At 71.9% G+C, this 18567-nt stretch carries 18 protein-coding genes and 1 tRNA gene; 8 read left to right on the plus strand and 11 right to left on the minus strand.

The features are described 5' to 3' along the window. Positions 1-76 precede the first annotated feature (76 nt). A complete protein-coding gene (locus OG2516_RS06130) occupies positions 77-559 on the plus strand; it encodes a hypothetical protein (RefSeq protein WP_007254765.1) in 483 nt (160 codons plus the stop codon). Positions 560-580: 21 nt separating this feature from the next. Here OG2516_RS06130 and rnd read toward each other — a convergent pair whose 3' ends face one another. The 3 genes from rnd to purM all read right to left on the minus strand — a co-directional run bounded on the left by rnd (position 581) and on the right by purM (position 3466). Beyond that, positions 581-1738, minus strand: coding sequence for a ribonuclease D (gene rnd / locus OG2516_RS06135; protein ID WP_007254766.1), 1158 nt, complete (start codon positions 1736-1738; stop codon positions 581-583). Between the two features lie 91 nt (positions 1739-1829). Next, a complete protein-coding gene (purN, locus tag OG2516_RS06140; RefSeq protein WP_007254767.1) occupies positions 1830-2426 on the minus strand; it encodes a phosphoribosylglycinamide formyltransferase in 597 nt (198 codons plus the stop codon). Then, complete coding sequence (gene purM, locus OG2516_RS06145; protein WP_007254768.1) at positions 2423-3466, minus strand: phosphoribosylformylglycinamidine cyclo-ligase; 1044 nt, start codon at positions 3464-3466, stop codon at positions 2423-2425. Before purM ends, purN begins: the two co-directional genes overlap by 4 nt. A gap of 159 nt (positions 3467-3625) precedes the next feature. Here purM and OG2516_RS06150 point away from each other — a divergent pair, with 159 nt between their 5' ends. From OG2516_RS06150 to ptsP, 5 genes are all read left to right on the plus strand, one after another. Next, the gene (locus tag OG2516_RS06150) at positions 3626-3898 is read left to right on the plus strand and encodes a hypothetical protein (RefSeq protein ID WP_007254769.1); all 273 of its coding nucleotides are present in this window, start codon (positions 3626-3628) and stop codon (positions 3896-3898) included. Between the two features lie 51 nt (positions 3899-3949). Then, positions 3950-4025 (plus strand) — tRNA-Ile (locus OG2516_RS06155). A gap of 173 nt (positions 4026-4198) precedes the next feature. After that, positions 4199-5437 carry an aspartate kinase gene (locus OG2516_RS06160; protein WP_007254770.1) on the plus strand — a complete coding sequence of 413 codons (1239 nt, stop codon included), beginning with the start codon at positions 4199-4201 and terminating at the stop codon, positions 5435-5437. Between the two features lie 107 nt (positions 5438-5544). After that, the gene (locus OG2516_RS06165; protein WP_007254771.1) at positions 5545-6000 is read left to right on the plus strand and encodes a hypothetical protein; all 456 of its coding nucleotides are present in this window, start codon (positions 5545-5547) and stop codon (positions 5998-6000) included. A gap of 113 nt (positions 6001-6113) precedes the next feature. Continuing rightward, a complete protein-coding gene (gene ptsP / locus OG2516_RS06170) occupies positions 6114-8369 on the plus strand; it encodes a phosphoenolpyruvate--protein phosphotransferase (RefSeq protein WP_007254772.1) in 2256 nt (751 codons plus the stop codon). Here ptsP and OG2516_RS06175 read toward each other — a convergent pair. The 8 genes from OG2516_RS06175 to OG2516_RS06210 form a co-directional block, all read right to left on the minus strand. Next, entirely contained in the window at positions 8366-8905 is a 540-nt protein-coding gene (locus tag OG2516_RS06175) for a sarcosine oxidase subunit gamma (RefSeq protein ID WP_007254773.1), read from the minus strand. The two genes, ptsP and OG2516_RS06175, sit on opposite strands and share 4 nt — an antisense overlap. Beyond that, positions 8898-11816: a sarcosine oxidase subunit alpha family protein gene (locus OG2516_RS06180; RefSeq protein ID WP_007254774.1), complete on the minus strand. Its 2919-nt coding sequence runs from the start codon at positions 11814-11816 to the stop codon at positions 8898-8900. Before OG2516_RS06180 ends, OG2516_RS06175 begins: the two co-directional genes overlap by 8 nt. Next, a complete protein-coding gene (locus OG2516_RS06185; RefSeq protein ID WP_007254775.1) occupies positions 11813-12067 on the minus strand; it encodes a sarcosine oxidase subunit delta in 255 nt (84 codons plus the stop codon). The genes OG2516_RS06180 and OG2516_RS06185 overlap by 4 nt, the downstream gene beginning before the upstream one ends. Positions 12068-12071: 4 nt before the next feature. Further along, positions 12072-12539 (minus strand): hypothetical protein, encoded by a 468-nt coding sequence (locus tag OG2516_RS06190; RefSeq protein ID WP_007254776.1) that lies wholly within the window; start codon positions 12537-12539, stop codon positions 12072-12074. Further along, positions 12517-13770, minus strand: a complete 1254-nt coding sequence (locus OG2516_RS06195; protein ID WP_007254777.1) for a sarcosine oxidase subunit beta family protein — start codon at positions 13768-13770, stop codon at positions 12517-12519. Before OG2516_RS06195 ends, OG2516_RS06190 begins: the two co-directional genes overlap by 23 nt. A gap of 63 nt (positions 13771-13833) precedes the next feature. Beyond that, positions 13834-14142, minus strand: a complete 309-nt coding sequence (locus OG2516_RS06200) for a hypothetical protein (protein ID WP_007254778.1) — start codon at positions 14140-14142, stop codon at positions 13834-13836. A gap of 71 nt (positions 14143-14213) precedes the next feature. Beyond that, positions 14214-14669 carry a hypothetical protein gene (locus OG2516_RS06205; protein WP_007254779.1) on the minus strand — a complete coding sequence of 152 codons (456 nt, stop codon included), beginning with the start codon at positions 14667-14669 and terminating at the stop codon, positions 14214-14216. A 65-nt stretch (positions 14670-14734) separates the two neighbouring features. Next, positions 14735-16177 carry a Glu/Leu/Phe/Val family dehydrogenase gene (locus tag OG2516_RS06210; protein WP_007254780.1) on the minus strand — a complete coding sequence of 481 codons (1443 nt, stop codon included), beginning with the start codon at positions 16175-16177 and terminating at the stop codon, positions 14735-14737. Between the two features lie 285 nt (positions 16178-16462). On the opposite strand from OG2516_RS06210, the gene OG2516_RS06215 reads away from it, so the two are divergent. Continuing rightward, positions 16463-18019 (plus strand): Tad domain-containing protein, encoded by a 1557-nt coding sequence (locus OG2516_RS06215; RefSeq protein ID WP_192808355.1) that lies wholly within the window; start codon positions 16463-16465, stop codon positions 18017-18019. Further along, on the plus strand, positions 18016-18552 hold the full coding sequence (locus tag OG2516_RS06220; RefSeq protein ID WP_007254782.1) for a TadE/TadG family type IV pilus assembly protein: 537 nt from the start codon (positions 18016-18018) through the stop codon (positions 18550-18552). Before OG2516_RS06215 ends, OG2516_RS06220 begins: the two co-directional genes overlap by 4 nt. The last annotated feature ends 15 nt before the right edge of the window (positions 18553-18567 follow it).

Raw genomic sequence — 18567 nt, forward strand, 5'->3', positions numbered from 1 at the left:
CGCTCCGTCCAGTGCGTGCTTTCCCCGCCCGCGCGATTGGGCTACCCGTTGGGGGATCAAGACGAGGCCCCGCCACATGCGCCCCACCCTGCCGATCCTCTGCGCCGTCCTCGCCCTGTCGGGCTGCGCGCAGCTCGCCAATTCGCCGCTGAACCCGATGAACCTCATCGACCGGCTCGCCGCCCCGCGCCCGATCGACCCGGCCAACCGCCCGCCCTTGGTCACCGCCGCGCAGCGCACGACGGTGGTCGAGGGGCGGCCGCTGGTCGCCGCGGTGCGCGAGGTGGCGCTCGAGCCCACGGGCAGCGGCGCGATCCTGCGCGCCACCGGCGAGGCGGCGGCGCTCGGGGCCTACAATGTCCAGCTGACCCGCGAGGGCGTCGAGGGCTCCACCCTCGTCTACGCCTTCCGCGCCGAGCCCGCGCCGGGCTTCCAGCCCGAGGGCACCCCGGCGACGCGCCGGCTCACCGCCGCCGTCGCGCTCGATGCCGCCGACCTGCGCGGCGTCACCGCGCTGCGCGTCGTGGCGCAGGGCAACTCCCGCGCCGTCACCCGCTGAGGCCGACAGCGCCCGGCGGCGTCAGAGCCGCACGATCACCACGTCGCTGCCCTTGGCGGCAAGCGCGATGCGCCCCTCGCACAGGCTGAGCGCGTCGGTGCCGAACACCTCCTTGCGCCAGCCCCGCAGCGCCGCCACGTCGCGGCGGCCGGCGGCGATCTCGTCGAGGTCGGAGGCGGTGGCGATCAGCTTCTGCGCGACGTTCTCCTGCTCGGCCTTCGCCTTGAGCAGCACCCGCAGCAGGTCGGCGAGGGCCGGATTCACCACCATCTTCTCGCGGTTGCGGTCGGGCTTGGGGAGGTCGTCGGCGGGCGCGTTCAGCCCGCGCTGCACGGCGGCGAGGATGCCCTCGGCGATGTCGCCCTTGCGCGCCTCGCGCAGCAGCAGGCGCGAGCGGCCGAGATCCTGCGCCGAGGCCGGCTTGGTCGAGGCGATCTCGACCAGCGCGTCGTCCTTGAACACCCGGCTGCGCGGCACGTTGCGCTCCTGGGCGTAGCTTTCGCGGAAGCGCGCCAGCTCGCGCACGATGCCGAGGAAGCGCGCCGAGTTGGTGCGAGTCTTGACCCGCTGCCACGCCTCGTCGGGCTGCACCACGTAGGTGGCCGGGTCCTTCAGGATCGCCATCTCCTCGGCGAGCCACTTGATCCGGCCCGACTTGTCGAGCTCCGCCTTCAGCTCCTCGTAGATCACCCGCAGGTGGGTCACGTCGGCGAGGGCGTAGCGCTTCTGCGCCTCCGACAGCGGCCGGCGCGACCAGTCGGTGAAGCGCGAGGACTTGTCGAGATTCTCGCGGGCGATCTTGCGCACCAGCGTCTCGTAGCCGACCTGCTCGCCGAAGCCGCAGACCATCGCCGCCACCTGGGTGTCGAACAGCGGCTCGGGGATCACCTGGCCGCCGTGCCAGAAGATCTCGAGGTCCTGGCGCGCCGCGTGGAAGACCTTGACCACCCCGTGATCCTGGAACAGCGCGTAGAGCGGCGCGAGGTCGAGCCCGCCCTCGAGCGGGTCGACGAGCACCGCATCGGTCTTGCCGTCGCCCGGATAGGCGAGCTGGACCAGGCAGAGATGGGGATAGTAGGTGCGCTCGCGCAGGAACTCGGTATCGACGGTGACGTAGGGCGCTTTCGCGGCCTCGGCGCAGAAGGTGGCGAGGTCTTCGGTCGTCGTGATCGTGCGCATGTGGGTCCCGTGGTGGTGCGGCGCGGTGGCGACGGTCTTAGGGGAGCGGCACGGGAATGGAAAGGGCAGCCGCCCGCCGGCGGGCGCGCCGTCAGCCCTCGAGCAGCACCGGCTCGCGCTCGCCGGCCACGAACCGGCGCAGCGCCGCCGGGTAGAGCTGGTGCTCGAGCCCGTGCACCCGCGCGGCGAGGAGGTCGGGCGTGTCGCCGGGCAGCACGGCGCAGCGCGCCTGCCCCACCATCGGCCCTGCGTCGAGCTCGGGCGTCACCTCGTGGACCGTGCAGCCATGCACCACGTCGCCCGCGGCGAGGGCGCGGGCGTGGGTGTCGAGGCCGGGGTACTTCGGCAGCAGCGAAGGGTGGATGTTGAGCATCCGCCCGGCGCGCGCGGTGACGAAATCGGCCCCGAGGATGCGCATGAAGCCGGCGAGGCAGACGATCTCCGCCCCCGCCCGCGTCAGCTCGGCGTCGATGGCGGCGTCGAAGCCGGCGCGGTCGCCGCGGAAGTCGCGGTGATCCACCACCGCCGTCGCCACCCCGCGCGCCGCCGCCTTGGCGAGGCCGGCCGCGTCGGGGCGGTTGGACAGCACGAGCACCGGCCGCGCGAAGCCGTCGGCGGCCATCGCGTCGAGCAGCGCGAGCATGTTGCTCCCGGTGCCCGAGATCAGCACCGCGACGGCGGCGCTCACAGCAGCGCGCCCTCGTAGGCGACCCCCTGCCCCGCCGTGACGGTGCCGATCCGGTGGACCCGCTCGCCCTCGTCCTCGAGCAGCGCGGCCAGCGCGTCGGCCCGCTCGGCGGCGACGGCGACGACCATGCCGATCCCGGCGTTGAAGGTCTTGAGCAGCTCCGCCTCGTCGAGCCCGCCGCGCTCGGCGAGCCAGCGGAACACCGGCGGCAGGCGCCAGCTGCCCAGATCGACCGTCGCGCCGAGCCCCTCGGGCAGGATGCGCGGCAGGTTCTCGGTCAGCCCGCCGCCGGTGATGTGGGCGAGCCCGTGCACGCCGCCGGCGCGGATTGCCGCGAGCGCGGGGCGCACGTAGAGCCGCGTCGGCGCGAGCAGCGCCTGCCCGAGCGCGGCGTCGGCGAAGGGCGCGGCGTCGTCCCAGCCGAGCCCCTCGCGCTCCACCACCCGGCGGACCAGCGAGTAGCCGTTGGAGTGCACGCCGTCGGAGGCGAGGCCGAGCAGCACGTCGCCCTCCGCCACCCCGGCCGGCAGCGCCGCGCCGCGCTCCATCGCGCCGACGGCGAAGCCCGCGAGATCGAAGTCGCCGGCGGGATACATCCCCGGCATCTCCGCCGTCTCGCCGCCGATCAGCGCGCAGCCCGACGCCTTGCAGCCCGCGGCGATGCCCTCCACCACCGTCGCGGCGGCGTCGACCGAGAGCTTGCCGGTGGCGAAATAGTCGAGGAAGAACAGCGGCTCGGCCCCCTGGCAGACCAGGTCGTTGACGCACATCGCCACGAGGTCGATGCCGACGCCGCCGGTGATGCCGGTGTCGATGGCGATCCTGAGCTTGGTGCCGACGCCGTCGGTCGCGGCGACCAGGACCGGGTCGTCGTAGCCGGCGGCCCTGAGATCGAACAGCGCGCCGAAGCCGCCGAGCCCGGACATCGTCCCGGGCCGCGCCGTCGCGGCGGCGGCCGGCTTGATGCGCTCGACCAACGCGTTGCCGGCGTCGATGTCGACGCCCGCCTCGGCATAGCTCAGCCCGCTCTTGTCCGCCATCGCGCCCACTCCGCTCGTCGAGATTGACGGCGCGATACCCCATCACCCCAAGAGGCGCAACGCGCAGGACACAGCGCCGGGAAATGCGCGCGCGGGGGAGAAGAATCGGAACCGCTCCGGCCGGCGCCCGGTTATCCACATGACGAAAGGGACCCGCCGATGCTCTACCTCCTGCCGCTGATGATCCTCCCCGCGCTCCCGGTCGCCCCCGCCGCGACCGACCTGCCGCCCGCGGCTCCCGCCGCCGAAGCCGCGCTCGGCGGCCCCTACCCGGACGCGCCCTGGTCCGACACCGCCCTGCCGCCGCTCGGCCCCGACGAGCTGCGCGCGATGGTGGAGATGGACGGCGACCCGGACACCCTCACCGCCGAGGAGGCCGCGATGCTCGCCCTCCTCGGCCAGGTCCTCGCCAGCCCCGTCGCCGCCGACTGAGCCCGCGCCGGCTTGACCGCCGGCCCTCCTCTGCTAACGAAGGAGCCGGCTGGGCCTGTAGCTCAACGGTTAGAGCAGAGCGCTCATAACGCTTAGGTTGGGGGTTCGAATCCCTCCGGGCCTACCAGCCTGACCGGCTTCGCCGCGCCTGCGGCGCGTCGACCCGCCGGGGGGCCAGCCCCCCGGACCCCCCGGGATATTTCCAGGACAGAGACGGGGGCGGGCGCGCACGTTCATGCCGATTGCGTCCGTGCGGGCGCGCGCGTATGAGGGCCGCCGACGATTTGAGGGACGTGGGCGATGCCGATCCTGGTGATGAAATTCGGCGGCACGAGCGTGGCGACGCTCGACCGCATCCGCCGCGCCGCCAAGCGCGTGGGGCGCGAGGTGGCGAACGGCTACGACGTGATCGTCATCGTCTCCGCCATGTCGGGCAAGACCAACGAGCTGGTCGGGTGGGTCAGCGAGACCTCGCCGCTCTACGACGCGCGCGAGTACGACGCCGTGGTGTCGTCGGGCGAGAACGTGACCGCGGGGCTGATGGCGCTGACGCTGCAGGAGATGGACGTGCCCGCGCGCTCCTGGCAGGGTTGGCAGGTGCCGCTCAGGACGTCCTCGGCGCACGGCTCGGCGCGGATCGAGGAGATCCCCCCCGCCAACATCCTGCGCAAGTTCGACGAGGGGATGAAGGTCGCCGTGGTCGCGGGCTTCCAGGGCATCAGCCCCGAGGGCCGCATCACCACGCTGGGCCGGGGCGGCTCGGACACCACCGCCGTCGCCTTCGCCGCCGCCTTCGGGGCCGAGCGCTGCGACATCTACACCGACGTCGACGGGGTCTATACCACCGACCCGCGGATCTGCGACAAGGCGCGCAAGCTCGACCGGATCGCCTTCGAGGAAATGCTGGAGCTCGCCTCGCTGGGCGCCAAGGTGCTGCAGACCCGCTCCGTGGAGCTGGCGATGCGCTACGGGGTGCGGCTGCGGGTGCTGTCGAGCTTCGAGGACAATGACGCCGATGCGGGCACGCTGGTCTGTGCCGAGGAGGATATCGTGGAAAGCAACGTGGTCGCCGGGGTCGCCTACAGCCGCGACGAGGCCAAGATGACGCTCATTTCGGTCGCCGACCGCCCCGGCATCGCCGCGGCGATCTTCGGCCCCCTCGCGGAGGCCGGGGTGAACGTCGACATGATCGTGCAGAACATCTCCGAGGATGGCCGCACCGACATGACCTTCTCCTGCCCGGTCGACCAGGTGAAGCGCGCCGAGGCGGCGATGGAGGCCGCCAAGGAGAGCGGCGCGATCAACTACCACGACCTCGTCGCCGACACCGGCGTCTGCAAGGTCTCGGTGGTCGGGATCGGGATGCGCTCCCACGCCGGCGTCGCGGCGCAGATGTTCCAGGCGCTCAAGGACGAGAACATCAACATCAAGGTCATCACCACCTCCGAGATCAAGATCTCGGTGCTGATCGACCGCAAGTACATGGAACTTGCCGTGCAGGCGCTCCACGACACGTTCGGGCTCGAGAAGGCCGCCTGACCCGACGGCACGGAGCCCGGCGGCGGAAACCGCCGGCGGGGGCTCGGGGTTTCACCGGTGAACGGGGGCGCGCCGGCGCGTGCCCGACCAGCCCGAGAGGACCGATCATGCGCTCCATCCTGACCCTCCCCCTCGCCGCCCTGCTCGCGCTCGGCCTGCCCGGCACGGCGCCCGCGCAGGAGATCGACGTCGAGACCGAGACCAACGACGGCGTCTTCACCGGCGCGCAGAGCGCGTTCACCAGCTTTGGCGGCGTCGTGTCGTGGCTGCGCTCGCCCGATCTCGTGGCCGGCGACGTGGTCTTCGAGGACGTGGACGCCGACAGCGAGTTCACCATCCTGCGCCTGTCGGAGCTGCGCGATTTGCCGCCCGAGGCGGCGACCGAGCTCGACGAGGCGCTCGCGGAAGCCGAGCTGGACCTCGCCGAGTACCGCGATTGGATCGCCGAGCAGGATCTGCTCGTCGCCGCGCTGGAGGCCGAGGGCTTCACCCCCGACCAGGTGCTCGCCTGGGAGACGCATTTCGCCGGCGACGTGACCTTCGTGGTCGACGATCGCTCGTAAGAAGGGTCCGGTCCGCCCCTTCCGCACCAGCTCGCGCGGGACGCGAATCTCGTCTCCCCATCCGGCGCGCCATCTCCTATACAGGCCAGCGGGTCAGGCGGAGGGACGTGCCGATGGAGGATGGGTTCGAAACGGACAGCCGCAAGCTGCTCGGCCGTCTGCGCGACACGATGGCCGAGGACAGCGGCGGCCAGACGCGGCTCGACAAGATCGTCGAGCTGATCGCCCATTCCATGCAGACGGAAGTCTGCTCGATCTACCTGTTCCGAGATGCCGAAACACTTGAACTTTGCGCCACCGAAGGGCTCGAGCCCGGAGCCGTGCACCAGACCCGGATGCGCCTCGGCGAGGGTCTGGTGGGCCGCGTCGCGCGCAAGCGGCGCACCATCAACACCGCCAACGCGCCCGCCGAGCGGGGCTTTCGCTACATGCCGGAGACCGGCGAGGAGCGCTATTCCAGTTTCTGCGGCGTGCCGATCCAGCGGCTCGGGGAGTCGCTCGGCGTGCTCGTCGTGCAGTCGAAGGACGCGCGCGAATACACTGCCGACGAGATCTACGCGCTCGAGGTGGTCGCGATGGTGCTCGCCGAAATGACCGAGCTCGGCGCCTTCGTCGGCGAGGGCGCGGCCCTGTCGGCGCGCCACCAGCAGCCCGTGCTGATCCGCGGCACCGTCGGCCAGGAGGGCGTGGTCGAGGGCCGCGTGTTCCTGCACGAGCCGCGGGTGGTGGTGACCAACCCGATCGCCGACGATCCGGCGGCCGAGAAGGTCCGGCTCAACGACGCGATCGAGCGGCTGCGGGTGACGGTGGACGACCTGCTCGAGAATTCCGGCTCCGTCGAGGCCGAGCAGGTGCAGGTCTTCGAGGCCTACCGGATGTTCGCCAACTCGCGCTCGTGGCTGAGGCGCATGGAGGAGGACATCGACAACGGCCTCACCGCCGAGGCGGCCGTCGAGAAGGAGCAGTCGCTCGCCAGGAACCGCCTGAACGCCGCCGCCGATCCCTACCTGCGCGAGCGCCTGCACGACCTCGACGACCTCTCCAACCGGCTGCTGCGCATCCTCACCGGGCAGGGCCGAGAGACCGGGGCGGAGATGCCCGAGAACCCGGTGCTCGTCGCGCGCAACATTGGCCCCGGCGAGCTCCTGGAATACGGCAAGACGATCCGCGGCATCGTGCTCGAGGAAGGCAGCGTGGGCAGCCACGCCGCCGTGGTGGCGCGGGCCTGGGCGATCCCGCTGATGGTGCGCTGCGCGCGCATCACCCAGGAGGCGCTGAACGGCGACCCGATCCTCGTCGACGCCGAGCAGGGCGTCGTCCACCTGCGGCCCGACGAGGTGGTCCACAACGCCTTCCGCGACAAGCTGGCGATGAAGAACCGCGCGCAGGAGCGCTACGCCTCGATCCGCGACCTGCCCGCGGAGTCGCGCTGCGGCGCGGTCGTGTCGCTGCACATGAACGCCGGGCTGATGGCCGACCTGCCCTCGCTGCCGAGCTCGGGCGCCGAGGGCGTCGGGCTGTTCCGCACCGAGCTGCAGTTCCTGATCCGCAACAAGATGCCCCGCCGGGCCGAGCTCTCGGCGCTCTACGCCCGCGTAATGGACGCCGCCGGGGGCAAGCGCGTCGCCTTCCGCACCCTGGACATCGGCTCCGACAAGGTGCTGCCCTACATGAAGCCCAACGACGAGCCCAACCCGGCGCTCGGCTGGCGGGCAATCCGGGTCGGGCTCGACAAGCCGGGCATCCTGCGGATGCAGCTGCAGGCGCTGATCCGCGCCGCCAACGGCCGGCCGCTGACGGTGATGTTCCCGTTCATCGCCCAGCTCGAGGAGTTCCGCGCCGCCCGCGCCGAGTTCGACAAGGCGATGGAGCGCGAGCGCATCCTCGGCCATCCGCTACCCGCCACCGTCGAGGTGGGGGCGATGCTCGAGACGCCGTCGCTCGGCTACGCGCCCGACGTCTTCTACGACGAGGTCGATTTCCTCTCCATCGGTGGCAACGACCTCAAGCAGTTCTTCTTCGCCGCCGACCGCGAGAACGAGCTGGTCCGGCGGCGGTACGACACGCTCAACGTGTCGTTCCTGAGCTTCGTGCAGCAGGTGATCGAGCGCTGCATCGCCCACGGCACGCCGCTCAGCTTCTGCGGCGAGGATGCCGGGCGGCCGATCGAGGCGGTCTGCTTCGCGGCGATGGGCCTGCGGACGCTGTCGATGCGCCCCGCCTCCATCGGGCCGGTCAAGCACCTGCTGCGCCGGGTCAACCTCGCCGACGTGCGCGCGGTGATCGACGAGGCGCGCGCGCGGGGCGACCAGTCGGTGCGGCAGGCGGTGATGGACCACCTGCGCGACGGCGGCTTCGCGGCGGGCTAGCCGCGCGCGGCGACGCCCTCGGCGGCCTCCACGAGCTCGTCGACGAGCGTGGCGGCCATGGAGCGGAAGACCATGATCTCGAGGCCCTGCGCGGTGCGGGTGACGCTGGCCGTCATGTGGCCGACCAGCGTGCGGACCGTGTGGCCCTCCTCGAGCGCGCGCGGGCGCAGGTCGACGGGGACGAGCCGGGCGAGCACCGTCTCGGCGGCGGGGCCGCCGGCACGCAGCGCAGCGAGGCCGTCGCCCTGTTCGCTCACCGCCGCGCCCGGCAGGTCGGGCAGCCATTGCGCCAGCACCAGCGCCTGCCCCGGCCCCGTCCAGACCGCCCGCGCGCCGCCCGCCGCCTCGGTGGCGCGGTTGGGCGCGGGGAGCGGCAGGCCCAGCGCCGCCTCCAGCGCCTCCGACACCTCCTGCGCCCGCCCCCGGTAGGGCGCGACCGAGAAGGCCGGCCCGAGGTCGAGCGCGGTGAGGGTGACGCCGCCGATCTCGCGCGGCAGCAGGCCGTCGAACGGGCCGAGGGCGGTGAGCTTAACCACGGGCGCGGCCTCCGTCGGGATCGAAGAACACCGGGTCGCACACCTCGCAGAGCACGCTCAGCCCGCGCAGGTGGTCGACCATCTTCACCGTCTCCCCATGCCGCGCCCGCCCGTCGCGCAGGAAACCGAGCGCGAGGCCGGTGCCGAGGGTCGGGGAGAAGCAGGCGGAGGTGGTGTAGCCCTGCGCGTGGACCCGCTCGGGCGGCGCGTCGGGCGCGAACAGGAAGCCGCCGGCGGTGAGCTGCTTCACCGCCCCCGCCGGGCGCAGGCCCACGAGCTCCTCGCGATCCTCGCACAGCCCCGGCCGGCCGGCGGCGGCGCGGCCGACGAAGTCCTTGCCCGTCGCCATCATCCGCCCCAGCCCGAGATCGTGCGCAGTGGTGCGGCCGTGCAGCTCGGCGTGGGTCAGGAAGCCCTTCTCGATGCGCAGCACGTTGAGCGCCTCCATCCCGTAGGCGCCGCCCCCCTGCCCCTCGGCGAGCGTCACGAGCAGCCGGAACAGCGCCGCGCCGAAACGCGCGGGCACGGCGATCTCGTAGCCGAGCTCGCCCGAGAACGAGATCCGGAACAGCCGCCCGCGCACCCCGGCCACCTCGATCTCGGCCGCGCCCATTAACGGCAGCTCCACCGGATCGTCGAGCAGGTCGGCCAGCAGCGCCCCCGCGCGCGGCCCGGCGACGGCGAACTGCGCCCACTGCTCGGTCGCGCTGGCGATCCCCACGTCGAGATCCGGCCGCAGCACCTGCCGCGCGAAGTCGAGGTGGCGCATCACCTGTCCGGCGGCGGCGGTGGTGGTGGTGACGAGGTAATGCGCGGGGCCGAGACGCGCGCAGGTGCCGTCGTCCATGACGAACCCGTCCTCGCGCAGCATGATCCCGTAGCGCACGCGCCCCTCCGCCAGGGTCGACATCCGGTTCGCGTAGACGAAGTCGAGGAAGGCGGCGGCGTCGGGGCCCTGCACGTCGATCTTGCCGAGCGTCGAGACGTCGGTGACGCCGACCGCCTCGCGCACCATCCCCACCTCGCGGTCGCACGATTGCCGCCAGGTGGTCTCGCCCAGGCGCGGGAAGTAGGCGGGCCGGTACCAGAGCCCGGCCTCCAGCATCGGCGCGCCGCGCTCGAGGCTGGCGGCGTGGCTGGTGGTGAGGCGGCGCGGCGCGAAGCCCTCGCCCTGCCCGCCCGCGCCCATCGCGGCGATCGAGACGGGGCTGAAGGGCGGGCGGAAGGTCGTCGTCCCGGTTTCGGCGACGCCGCGACCGGTGGCCTCGGCGAGCACCGCGAGGGCGGCGACGTTGGAGATCTTGCCCTGGTCCGTCGCCATGCCCTGCGTCGTGTAGCGCTTCATGTGCTCGACGGAGCGGAAGTTCTCCCGGGCGGCGAGCTCGACGTCCTTCACCGTGACGTCGTTCTGCAGGTCGAGCCACTTGCGCCCGTCCCCGGGCACCTGCCAGAGCGCCTTGATCCGGTAGGGCGCGTCCTCGGCCTCGGGGGCGGCGATGTCGGGGGCGGCGATGTCGAGATCGGCGAGGGTGCGCCGCGCGGCCTGGATACCCTCGGCGAGGCAGCCGGCCGTCGAGAAGGTGCCGCGCGCCGCGCCCGCCACCCGCAGCCCCGGCACCGCGCCCTTCGCGGGCAGGAACGCCGCGCGCCCCGGCGCCCATTCGGGCCGCGCGCCGAGGTGCGAGGTCAGGTGCAGCGTCGGGTTCCAGCCGCCCGAGACGGCGAGGCAATCGGTGCGGATCGTCCGGCCGCCGCTCTTGTGGGCGATGGTGATCTCCTCGAGCCCGTGCCGCCCCGCCGTGCCGGTGACGCGGCCGCGCAGGAACGTCTCGTAGTCGGGCGAGACCGGTGCCTCGTCGCGGCTGTCGATCACCCCGACGACCTTCACCCCCGCGTCGAGCAGGTCGGTCGCGGTGCGGTGGGCGTCGTCGTTGTTGGCGAACAGCGTCACCGCCTGCCCCGGCGCCACGCCCCAGCGATTGAGGTAGGCACGCACCGCCGAGGCGGCCATGATCCCGGGGCGGTCGTTGTCGGGAAAGGCGACGTGGCGCTCGATGGCGCCGGCGCACAGGATCGCGCGGCGCGCCACGATGCGCCAGAAGCCCTCGCGCGGCAGCGCGCCGCCGGGCGGGCGGTGCAGCCCGACCCGCTCGAGCGCCCCGTACGTGCCCTGGTCGTAGGCGCCGGTGATCGTGGTGCGCGGCATCAGCCGGACGTTCTCCATCCCCGCCAGCTCGTCGAGCACCTCGCCGGCCCAGACATGGCCCGGCGCGCCGTCGATCTGGTGGGTCTCGGCCAGGGTGCGGCCGCCCATCCGCTGGTCCTCGTCGGCGAGGATCACGTCGGCCCCCGCCCGCGCGGCGGTGAGCGCGGCCATCAGCCCCGCCGGCCCCGCGCCGATGACGAGGACGTCGCAGAAGGCAAAGGCCTTCTCGTAGCGGTCCTCGTTGGCCGCGCCGCTCAGCGCGCCGAGGCCGGCGGCGCGGCGGATGATCGGCTCGTAGAGCTTCTCCCAGAAGCCGCGCGGCCACATGAAGGTCTTGTAGTAGAAGCCCGCCCCGAGGAACGGCGAGAGCGCGTCGTTGATCGCGAGCGCGTCGTGCTTGAGCGAGGGCCAAGCGTTCTGGCTGCGGGTGTCGAGGCCGTCGTACACCTCCTGCACCGTGGCGCGCACGTTGGGCACCTGCGCCGCGCCGCGCCCGACGGTGACCAGCGCGTTGGGCTCCTCCGAGCCGGCGGTGAAGACGCCGCGCGGCCGGTGGTACTTGAACGAGCGCGCCACCAGCCGGACGTCGTTGGCGAGCAGCGCCGAGGCCAGCGTGTCGCCCGCGCGGCCGCGGTAGGTGGTGCCGTCGAAGCGGAAGGCGATGTCGTCGCCGCCCTCGAGCAAGCCCTTGCCGGCGACTCTCATGCGCCGCCCTCCGCCGCCGGGGCGGCGCCGTGGACCGCGTGGCTCACCGTGTCGCGGGTGACGACGAGCCAGGTGCCGCAGGGGTCGTGGTACCAGAGGTCGCGGGTCTCGCCGGCGGGGTTGTCGCGGTTGTGCAGGTAGTCGTCCCAGGCCTCGCCCCAGTCGGGGCTGTCGGGCCGCGCGAGCGCCGCGCCCTGGTAGGTGAACTCGCGCCGGTCGCGGACGCCGCAATGGGGGCAAGGCAGTCGCATCGGCTCAGGCGCAGGAGGTGAGGGTGACGTCGGCGAAGAGGAACGAGTCGAGCCCGTAGACCCGCACCCGCAGATCGTTGCCCAGCGCGAAGAACGCCTCGGCGGCGGGCTCCTCGCAAACCCGCGCCCGGGCGACCTCGCGGGCCAGCGCGGTCACTGCCGGGCGGTCGGCGGGGGCGAGGTCGGGCTCGGTGTAGGGCACCCGCAGGTCGGCGACGACGGTGGGCCCGGCCGCGGCCGCGCCGAGCAGCTCGACCTCGCCGTAATCCCCCGCACGGGCGTCGATCAGCGCCGCGGTCTCGGCCGCCACCTCGCAGCCGAGCGCGCTGAGGCAGCCGCCGGGCGCCACCGGGCCCGCCGGCGCCCCGAGCAGCAGCTCGGGCGCCCGGTCGCGCAGGTCGGGCGCGCCGCATCCCGAGAGCGCGAGGGCCAGCGCCGCCGCCAGCGCCCTAGTGCAGGTTGTGTTGAGCACCCGTGCCCTCCTCGTCCATCAGTCCCCGCCCGGTGCGGAACCGGTCGAGCCGGAACGCCGCCGCGCTCTCGTGCGGGCGGTCCTGCGCCACCAGGTGCGCCAGCGCGAAGCCCGACGCGGGCACCGCCTTGAAGCCGCCGTAGCACCAGCCGCAATCGAGGTAGAGGCCCTCGATCCCGGTCTTGTCGATGATCGGCGAGCCGTCCGGCGTCATGTCCATGATCCCGCCCCAGGAGCGCAGCACCTTCGCCTTGCCGATCGCCGGCATCAGCGTCATCGCCGCCTCCATCACATGCTCGACCATGGGCAGGTTGCCGCGCGCGGCGTAGGAGGCGTAGAAATCGAGGTCGCCGCCGAAGACCAGCCCGCCCTTGTCGGACTGGCTGATGTAGAAGTGGCCCATGCCGAAGCTCACCACGTGGTCGATCACCGGCTTCAGCCCCTCCGTCACGAAAGCCTGCAGCACGTGGCTCTCCACCGGCAGCCTGAGCCCCGCCATCGCGGCAACCTGGCTCGAGCGGCCGGCGGCGACGATGGCGACCTTCTTGGCCCGGATCGCGCCGCGCGTGGTCTGCACCCCGGTGACCCGGCCCCCTTCGACGTCGATCCCCGTCACCTCGCAATTCTGCACCAGGTCGACGCCGCGCCGGTCGGCGGCGCGGGCATAGCCCCAGGCCACCGCGTCGTGCCGCGCGGTGCCGCCGCGGGGGTGGTAGAGGCCACCGTGTATCGGGAAGCGAGCGTTGTCGAAGGCGAGGTACGGCAGGTGCCGCCGCACGCCCTCGCGGTCGAGCAGGATCGCGTCGTCGCCCTGGTTGATCATCGCGTTGCCGCGCCGGACGAAGGCGTCGCGCTGGCCGTCGGAGTGGAACAGGTTGATGAGCCCGCGCTGGGAATGCATCACGTTGTAGTTCAGCTCGCGCTCGAGCCCTTCCCACAGCTTCAGCGAGTGCGAGTAGAACTCGGAATTGCCGGGCAGGAAGTAATTGGCGCGCACGATGGTGGTGTTGCGCCCCACATTGCCGCCGCCGAGGTAGCCCTTCTCCAGCACCGCGACGTTGGTGAGCCCGTGCTCGCGGGCGAGGTAATAGGCGGTGGCGAGGCCGTGACCGCCGCCGCCGATGATGACGATATCGTAGGCCGGTTTCGGATCGGGATCGCGCCAGACCGGGGCCCACCCGGTGTTGCCGGTGAGCGCCTCTCGAATGATCCGCCAGCCGGAATAGGCCATTGCCCCACCCTCTTCTCGCGCCGCCAGACTAGCGATGCGGCAAGGCGGGGCAATGGCTTTCGCTCAGACCGGCGTCTTGCCGTCGCCGGGCGCCTTGGCGGCGTCGGGCGTGGGGTCGGCGCCGGGCTTCGGGGCCGGGTCGAGCGAGGCGCGGGTGGCGTGGGCGATGCCGGCGCTCTCGCCGGCGGCGGCCTTGTCGACCGCCTCGGTCTGCTCGCGCAGGCCCTCGGCGATGCGCTCGGCGAACGGGTCGCGGCCCGCGCCGGCCGGCGCGGCGCCTCTCGCCTCGTCCTCGCGGCGCGCCTGCTGCTGGCGCGCGACTTCCTTGATGGCCCGGCCCGCGCCGTAGCGGGATTGCTGCTCGTCGTTCATGGGGTCTCTCCTGGGATGGGACGTGACGTCCGAGCTGCCAATCCCGCCACCCCGGCGGGGGTTCCCGCCGGTCAGACGAGGCCGAGCCGCATCGCCACCATCAGCGCGAGGATCAGCAGCACCGCCGGCACGAACACCGCCGCATCGCGCCGTGCCAGCGCGGGCGCCTCGCGGGAGAAGGCGTCGGGGTCGGCGGCGAGGCGGCCGAGCCTGGCGCGGATCGGGCCGCCGTTGCCCTCCGCAACGAAGACGAGCAGCAGCGCCGCGAGCACCGCGAGCCCGTAGCCCGACCAGAGCGCGCCGAAGCTGTCGATCCGCGGCTCCGCCCAGAGCCGCAGCAGCCCGCTCAGCAGCACCAGCCCGCCCGCGGCGCCCATCAGCGGCGCGGCGCGGCGGGCGAGCTGGCCGTAGAGCGGCGCGGCGGCCGGGCCGCGCGCGATGAGCGTGGGCACGACCGCCAGCGCGTAGAAGATGCCTCCGCCGGCCCAGACGACGTGGACATAATGCAGAACGGCCAGCCCGATCATCGCGGACTCCCTCAAGCCCCGCGCTCATCGTGGCGACGCCGCCCGGCCCGCGTCAATCCCGCCCGTCAGAGCCCCTTGGCGCGGTAGCTCGCGGCGACCCGCTCGATTGAGACGAGGTAGGCGGCGGTGCGCAGGTCGTGGACGTCGTTGCGCCCGTGCCAGGTCTCCGACATGGCCTGGTAGGCGGTGCGCATCGTGTCGTCGAGGCCGGAGCGGACCAGCTCGAGCTCGCCGGCGCCCTTGAGGTAGCGGTCCTTGAAGTTCGGCGACAGCTCCCAGCCGAGGTCGCGGTCGGCCGACAGCCGCTCGAGCTCGCGCACGATCAGCTCGTGGCGCGCTTCCTCCTGGCGGCGCTGCATCCGGCCGAAGCGGATGTGGGAGAGGTTCTTGACCCACTCGAAGTACGACACCGTCACACCGCCGGCGTTGGCGAACATGTCGGGGATGATGACGCAGCCCTTCTCGCGCAGGATCTCGTCGCCCCCGGCGGTGATCGGGCCGTTCGCGGCCTCGATGATCAGCGGCGCCTGGATGCGGGCGGCGTTGTCCTTGTGGATCACCCCCTCGAGCGCGGCGGGGATCAGGATGTCGCACGTCGCCTCGAGCACCGCGTCGCCCTCGGGCGTGTAGGTGGCGCGGGGGTAGCCGGTGACGCCGCCGTGCTCGCCGATCCAGGCGTGCACGTCGTCCACGTCGAGCCCGTCGGGCGCGGTCAGGGCGCCGTCGCGCTCGATGATGCCGACGATGCGGCAGCCGTCCTCCTCCTGCAGGAACTTCGCGGCGTGGTAGCCCACGTTGCCGAGGCCCTGCACGATGACCCGCTTGCCCTCGAGCGTGCCGCTCAGGCCGGCGGCGTTGATGTCGTCGGGGTGCCGGAAGAACTCGCGCAGGGCGAACTGCACGCCGCGCCCCGTCGCCTCGACGCGCCCGGCGATGCCGCCGGAATTGAGCGGCTTGCCGGTGACGCAGGCGTTGGCGTTGATGTCGGTGGTGTTCATCCGCCGGTACTGGTCGGCGATCCAGGCCATCTCGCGCTCGCCGGTGCCCATGTCGGGGGCGGGCACGTTCTGGGCGGGGTGGATCAGGTCGCGCTTGGCGAGCTCGTAGGCGAAGCGGCGGGTGATGCGTTCGAGTTCGTCTTCCTCCCATTCGCGCGGGTCGATCCTGAGGCCGCCCTTGGAGCCGCCGAAGGGTGTTTCGACGAGGGCGCACTTGTAGGTCATCAGCGCGGCGAGGGCCTCGACCTCGTCCTGGTTGACGCTCATCGCGTAGCGGATGCCGCCCTTGACCGGCTCCATGTGCTCGGAATGGACGGAGCGGTAGCCGGTGAAGGTGTGGATGCCGCCGCGCAGCCGCACGCCGAAGCGGACGGTGTAAGTGGCGTTGCAGACGCGGATTTTCTCCTCGAGCCCCGGCGGGAGGTCCATCAGCGCCACGGCGCGGTTGAACATGATGTCGACGCTCTGGCGGAACGACGGCTCTCCGTGGGGTCGGTGCGGCTGCGACATGTGGACGATCCTCCTAGACCACGGGCGCGGGTGCGCCCTCATCGCGGGGAGATAAACATGATTCGGTGAAGGATGCCTCACCGAGGTGCATGACGCCGCGCAAGCGCGATGCACCGCCCGTGCACGGCGCGTGCACCGCGCATGCACCCATTTCCGCCCAATTGGCACCGCATTCGTAGGCCATAGAAGCCGGCAAGGATATTGAACGAGGACGTCATTATGCCTGCATTGATGCGACGGATCACGACGCGCGCCGCGGCGCTGAGGCGCGACGAGCGCGGCGGAATGATCATCTTCGGCCTGTTCGTCTTCCTGCTGCTGCTCCTCGCCGGGGGCATGGCCGTCGACTTCATGCGCACGGAGACGGCACGCGGCCGGCTGCAGGCGACGCTCGACGGCGCGGTGCTCGCCGCCGCCGACCTCGACCAGGACAAGGACCCGGTCGAGGTGGTGCGCGACTACGTGGCGAAGGCCGGCCTCGATCCGTTCCTGATCGACGTCGACGTCACCGAGATCGCCGGGCAACGCATCGTCACGGCGAGCGCCAAGAGCGACGTGACGATGCACTTCATGAAGATGGTCGGGATCGACTTCCTCCCCGCCCCCGCCCGCTCGACCGCCTCGGAAGCCGTCTCCAACCTCGACGTGTCGCTCGTGCTCGACATGTCCGGCTCGATGGAGGGCGACAAGCTCGACCAGCTCCAGGCGGCCGCGAAGAATTTCGTCGGCATCGTCTACGACACCATGGGCGCCGAGAAGATCCTGCTCAACGTCGTGCCCTACGCGACGCAGGTCGCGGCGCCGGCCGGACTGCTCGACATGCTGGGCGCTTTCCTGCGCGAGCACAGCTACTCGAACTGCGTCAGCTTCTCCGCCGCCGATTTCACCGAGACCTCGATCCTCGAGGCGGCGGCCCTTCCGCAGGGCGGACACTTCGACCCCTTCTACACGTGGGGACCGCTGCGCTACGACGACGTCACCTTCGTCTGCAATCCCGACCCGTCCACGGAGGTGCTGACGCTGGCCTCGACGCAACGGGAGATCGAGGACTACATCGACGGGCTCGTGGCGGAGGGCAACACCTCCATCGACGTCGGCATGAAGTGGGGCGCGGCGCTGATCGACCCGGATCTCGGCAGCACCCTCAACGAGTTCGCCAACGGCCCGAGCGCGGCCGGCATCAACCCCGTCGCGCTCTGGGGCGACCGCTCGACCGACAAGGTCATCGTGCTGATGACCGACGGCAAGAACACCACCGAGTACCGCCTGCCCGCGACACTTGGCACCTGGTCGGACGTCTACATCGACGACGCCCGCGACGAGTTCTGGGTGCGCCAGACCGACGACCGCGACGCCGACGACGACAACCGCTATTCCAACGACACGTGGTTCTGGGTCGACGGGCGGGTCGCTGGCCGGAACAACTTCTGGCGGCGCGACAACCGCTTTCCACACGGCGGCGGCAGGATCGAAGACAACGTGCGCCGGCTGACCTACGAGGAGCTCTTCAGCCGGGTCTCGGTCTACTACAACGCCTATTACCACCACTACCTGCAGAACTTCGATCGCACCGAACTCGATACCTGGTACTGGGACTTCCTCGACATGTCGCTCAGCACCAGCGCCAAGAACGCCCGCCTCGAGGCGATCTGCACCGCCGCCAAGAACCAGGGCGTGCAGGTCTTCACCGTCGGCTTCGAGGTGGAGGACGACGAGGCGATCATCATGGAGGACTGCGCCTCGTCGCGGGCCCACTTCTTCCGGGTCTCGGGCGGGGGTGACCTGACGACGGCGTTCGAGTCCATCGCGCGCCAGATCACCGAGCTGAGGCTGACGGAATGACCCGCCAGGCGCGATCCGCCCTGCGCCGGCTGTGGCGCGACGAGGACGGCAACCCGACGGTGGAGTTCGTCCTCGTCTTCCCGCTGTTCCTGACGCTGATGATCTCGGCCTTCGAGTCGGGCATCCTGATGACGCGGCACATGATGCTCGAGCGCGGGCTCGACATCTCGGTGCGCGCGATTCGCCTCGGCACCACCGAGCCGGTGACGGCGCCGCGGCTGCGGGACTGGGTCTGCGGCAATGCCGCGATCATCCCCGACTGCCAGAACCAGCTGAAGGTCGAGATGATCCGCATGGACCCGCAGGACTGGAGCACGCCGCCCGCGGGGGCCGACTGCGTCGACCGCAACGATCCCGCCGCGCCGAACCGGACCTTCCAGACCGGGGGCAACCACCAGCTGATGGTGCTGCGTGTCTGCGCGCTGTTCGATCCGGTGTTTCCGAACTTCGGCCTCGGCAAGCAGATCACCGAGGGCGACAAGACGTTCTACGCGCTGGTCTCCACCTCCGTCTTCGTGATGGAGCCGAGCTGAGGGCGCGCGTGGTCC

The sequence above is a fragment of the Oceanicola granulosus HTCC2516 genome (assembly GCF_000153305.1).
Taxonomy (GTDB): Bacteria; Pseudomonadota; Alphaproteobacteria; order Rhodobacterales; family Rhodobacteraceae; genus Oceanicola; species Oceanicola granulosus.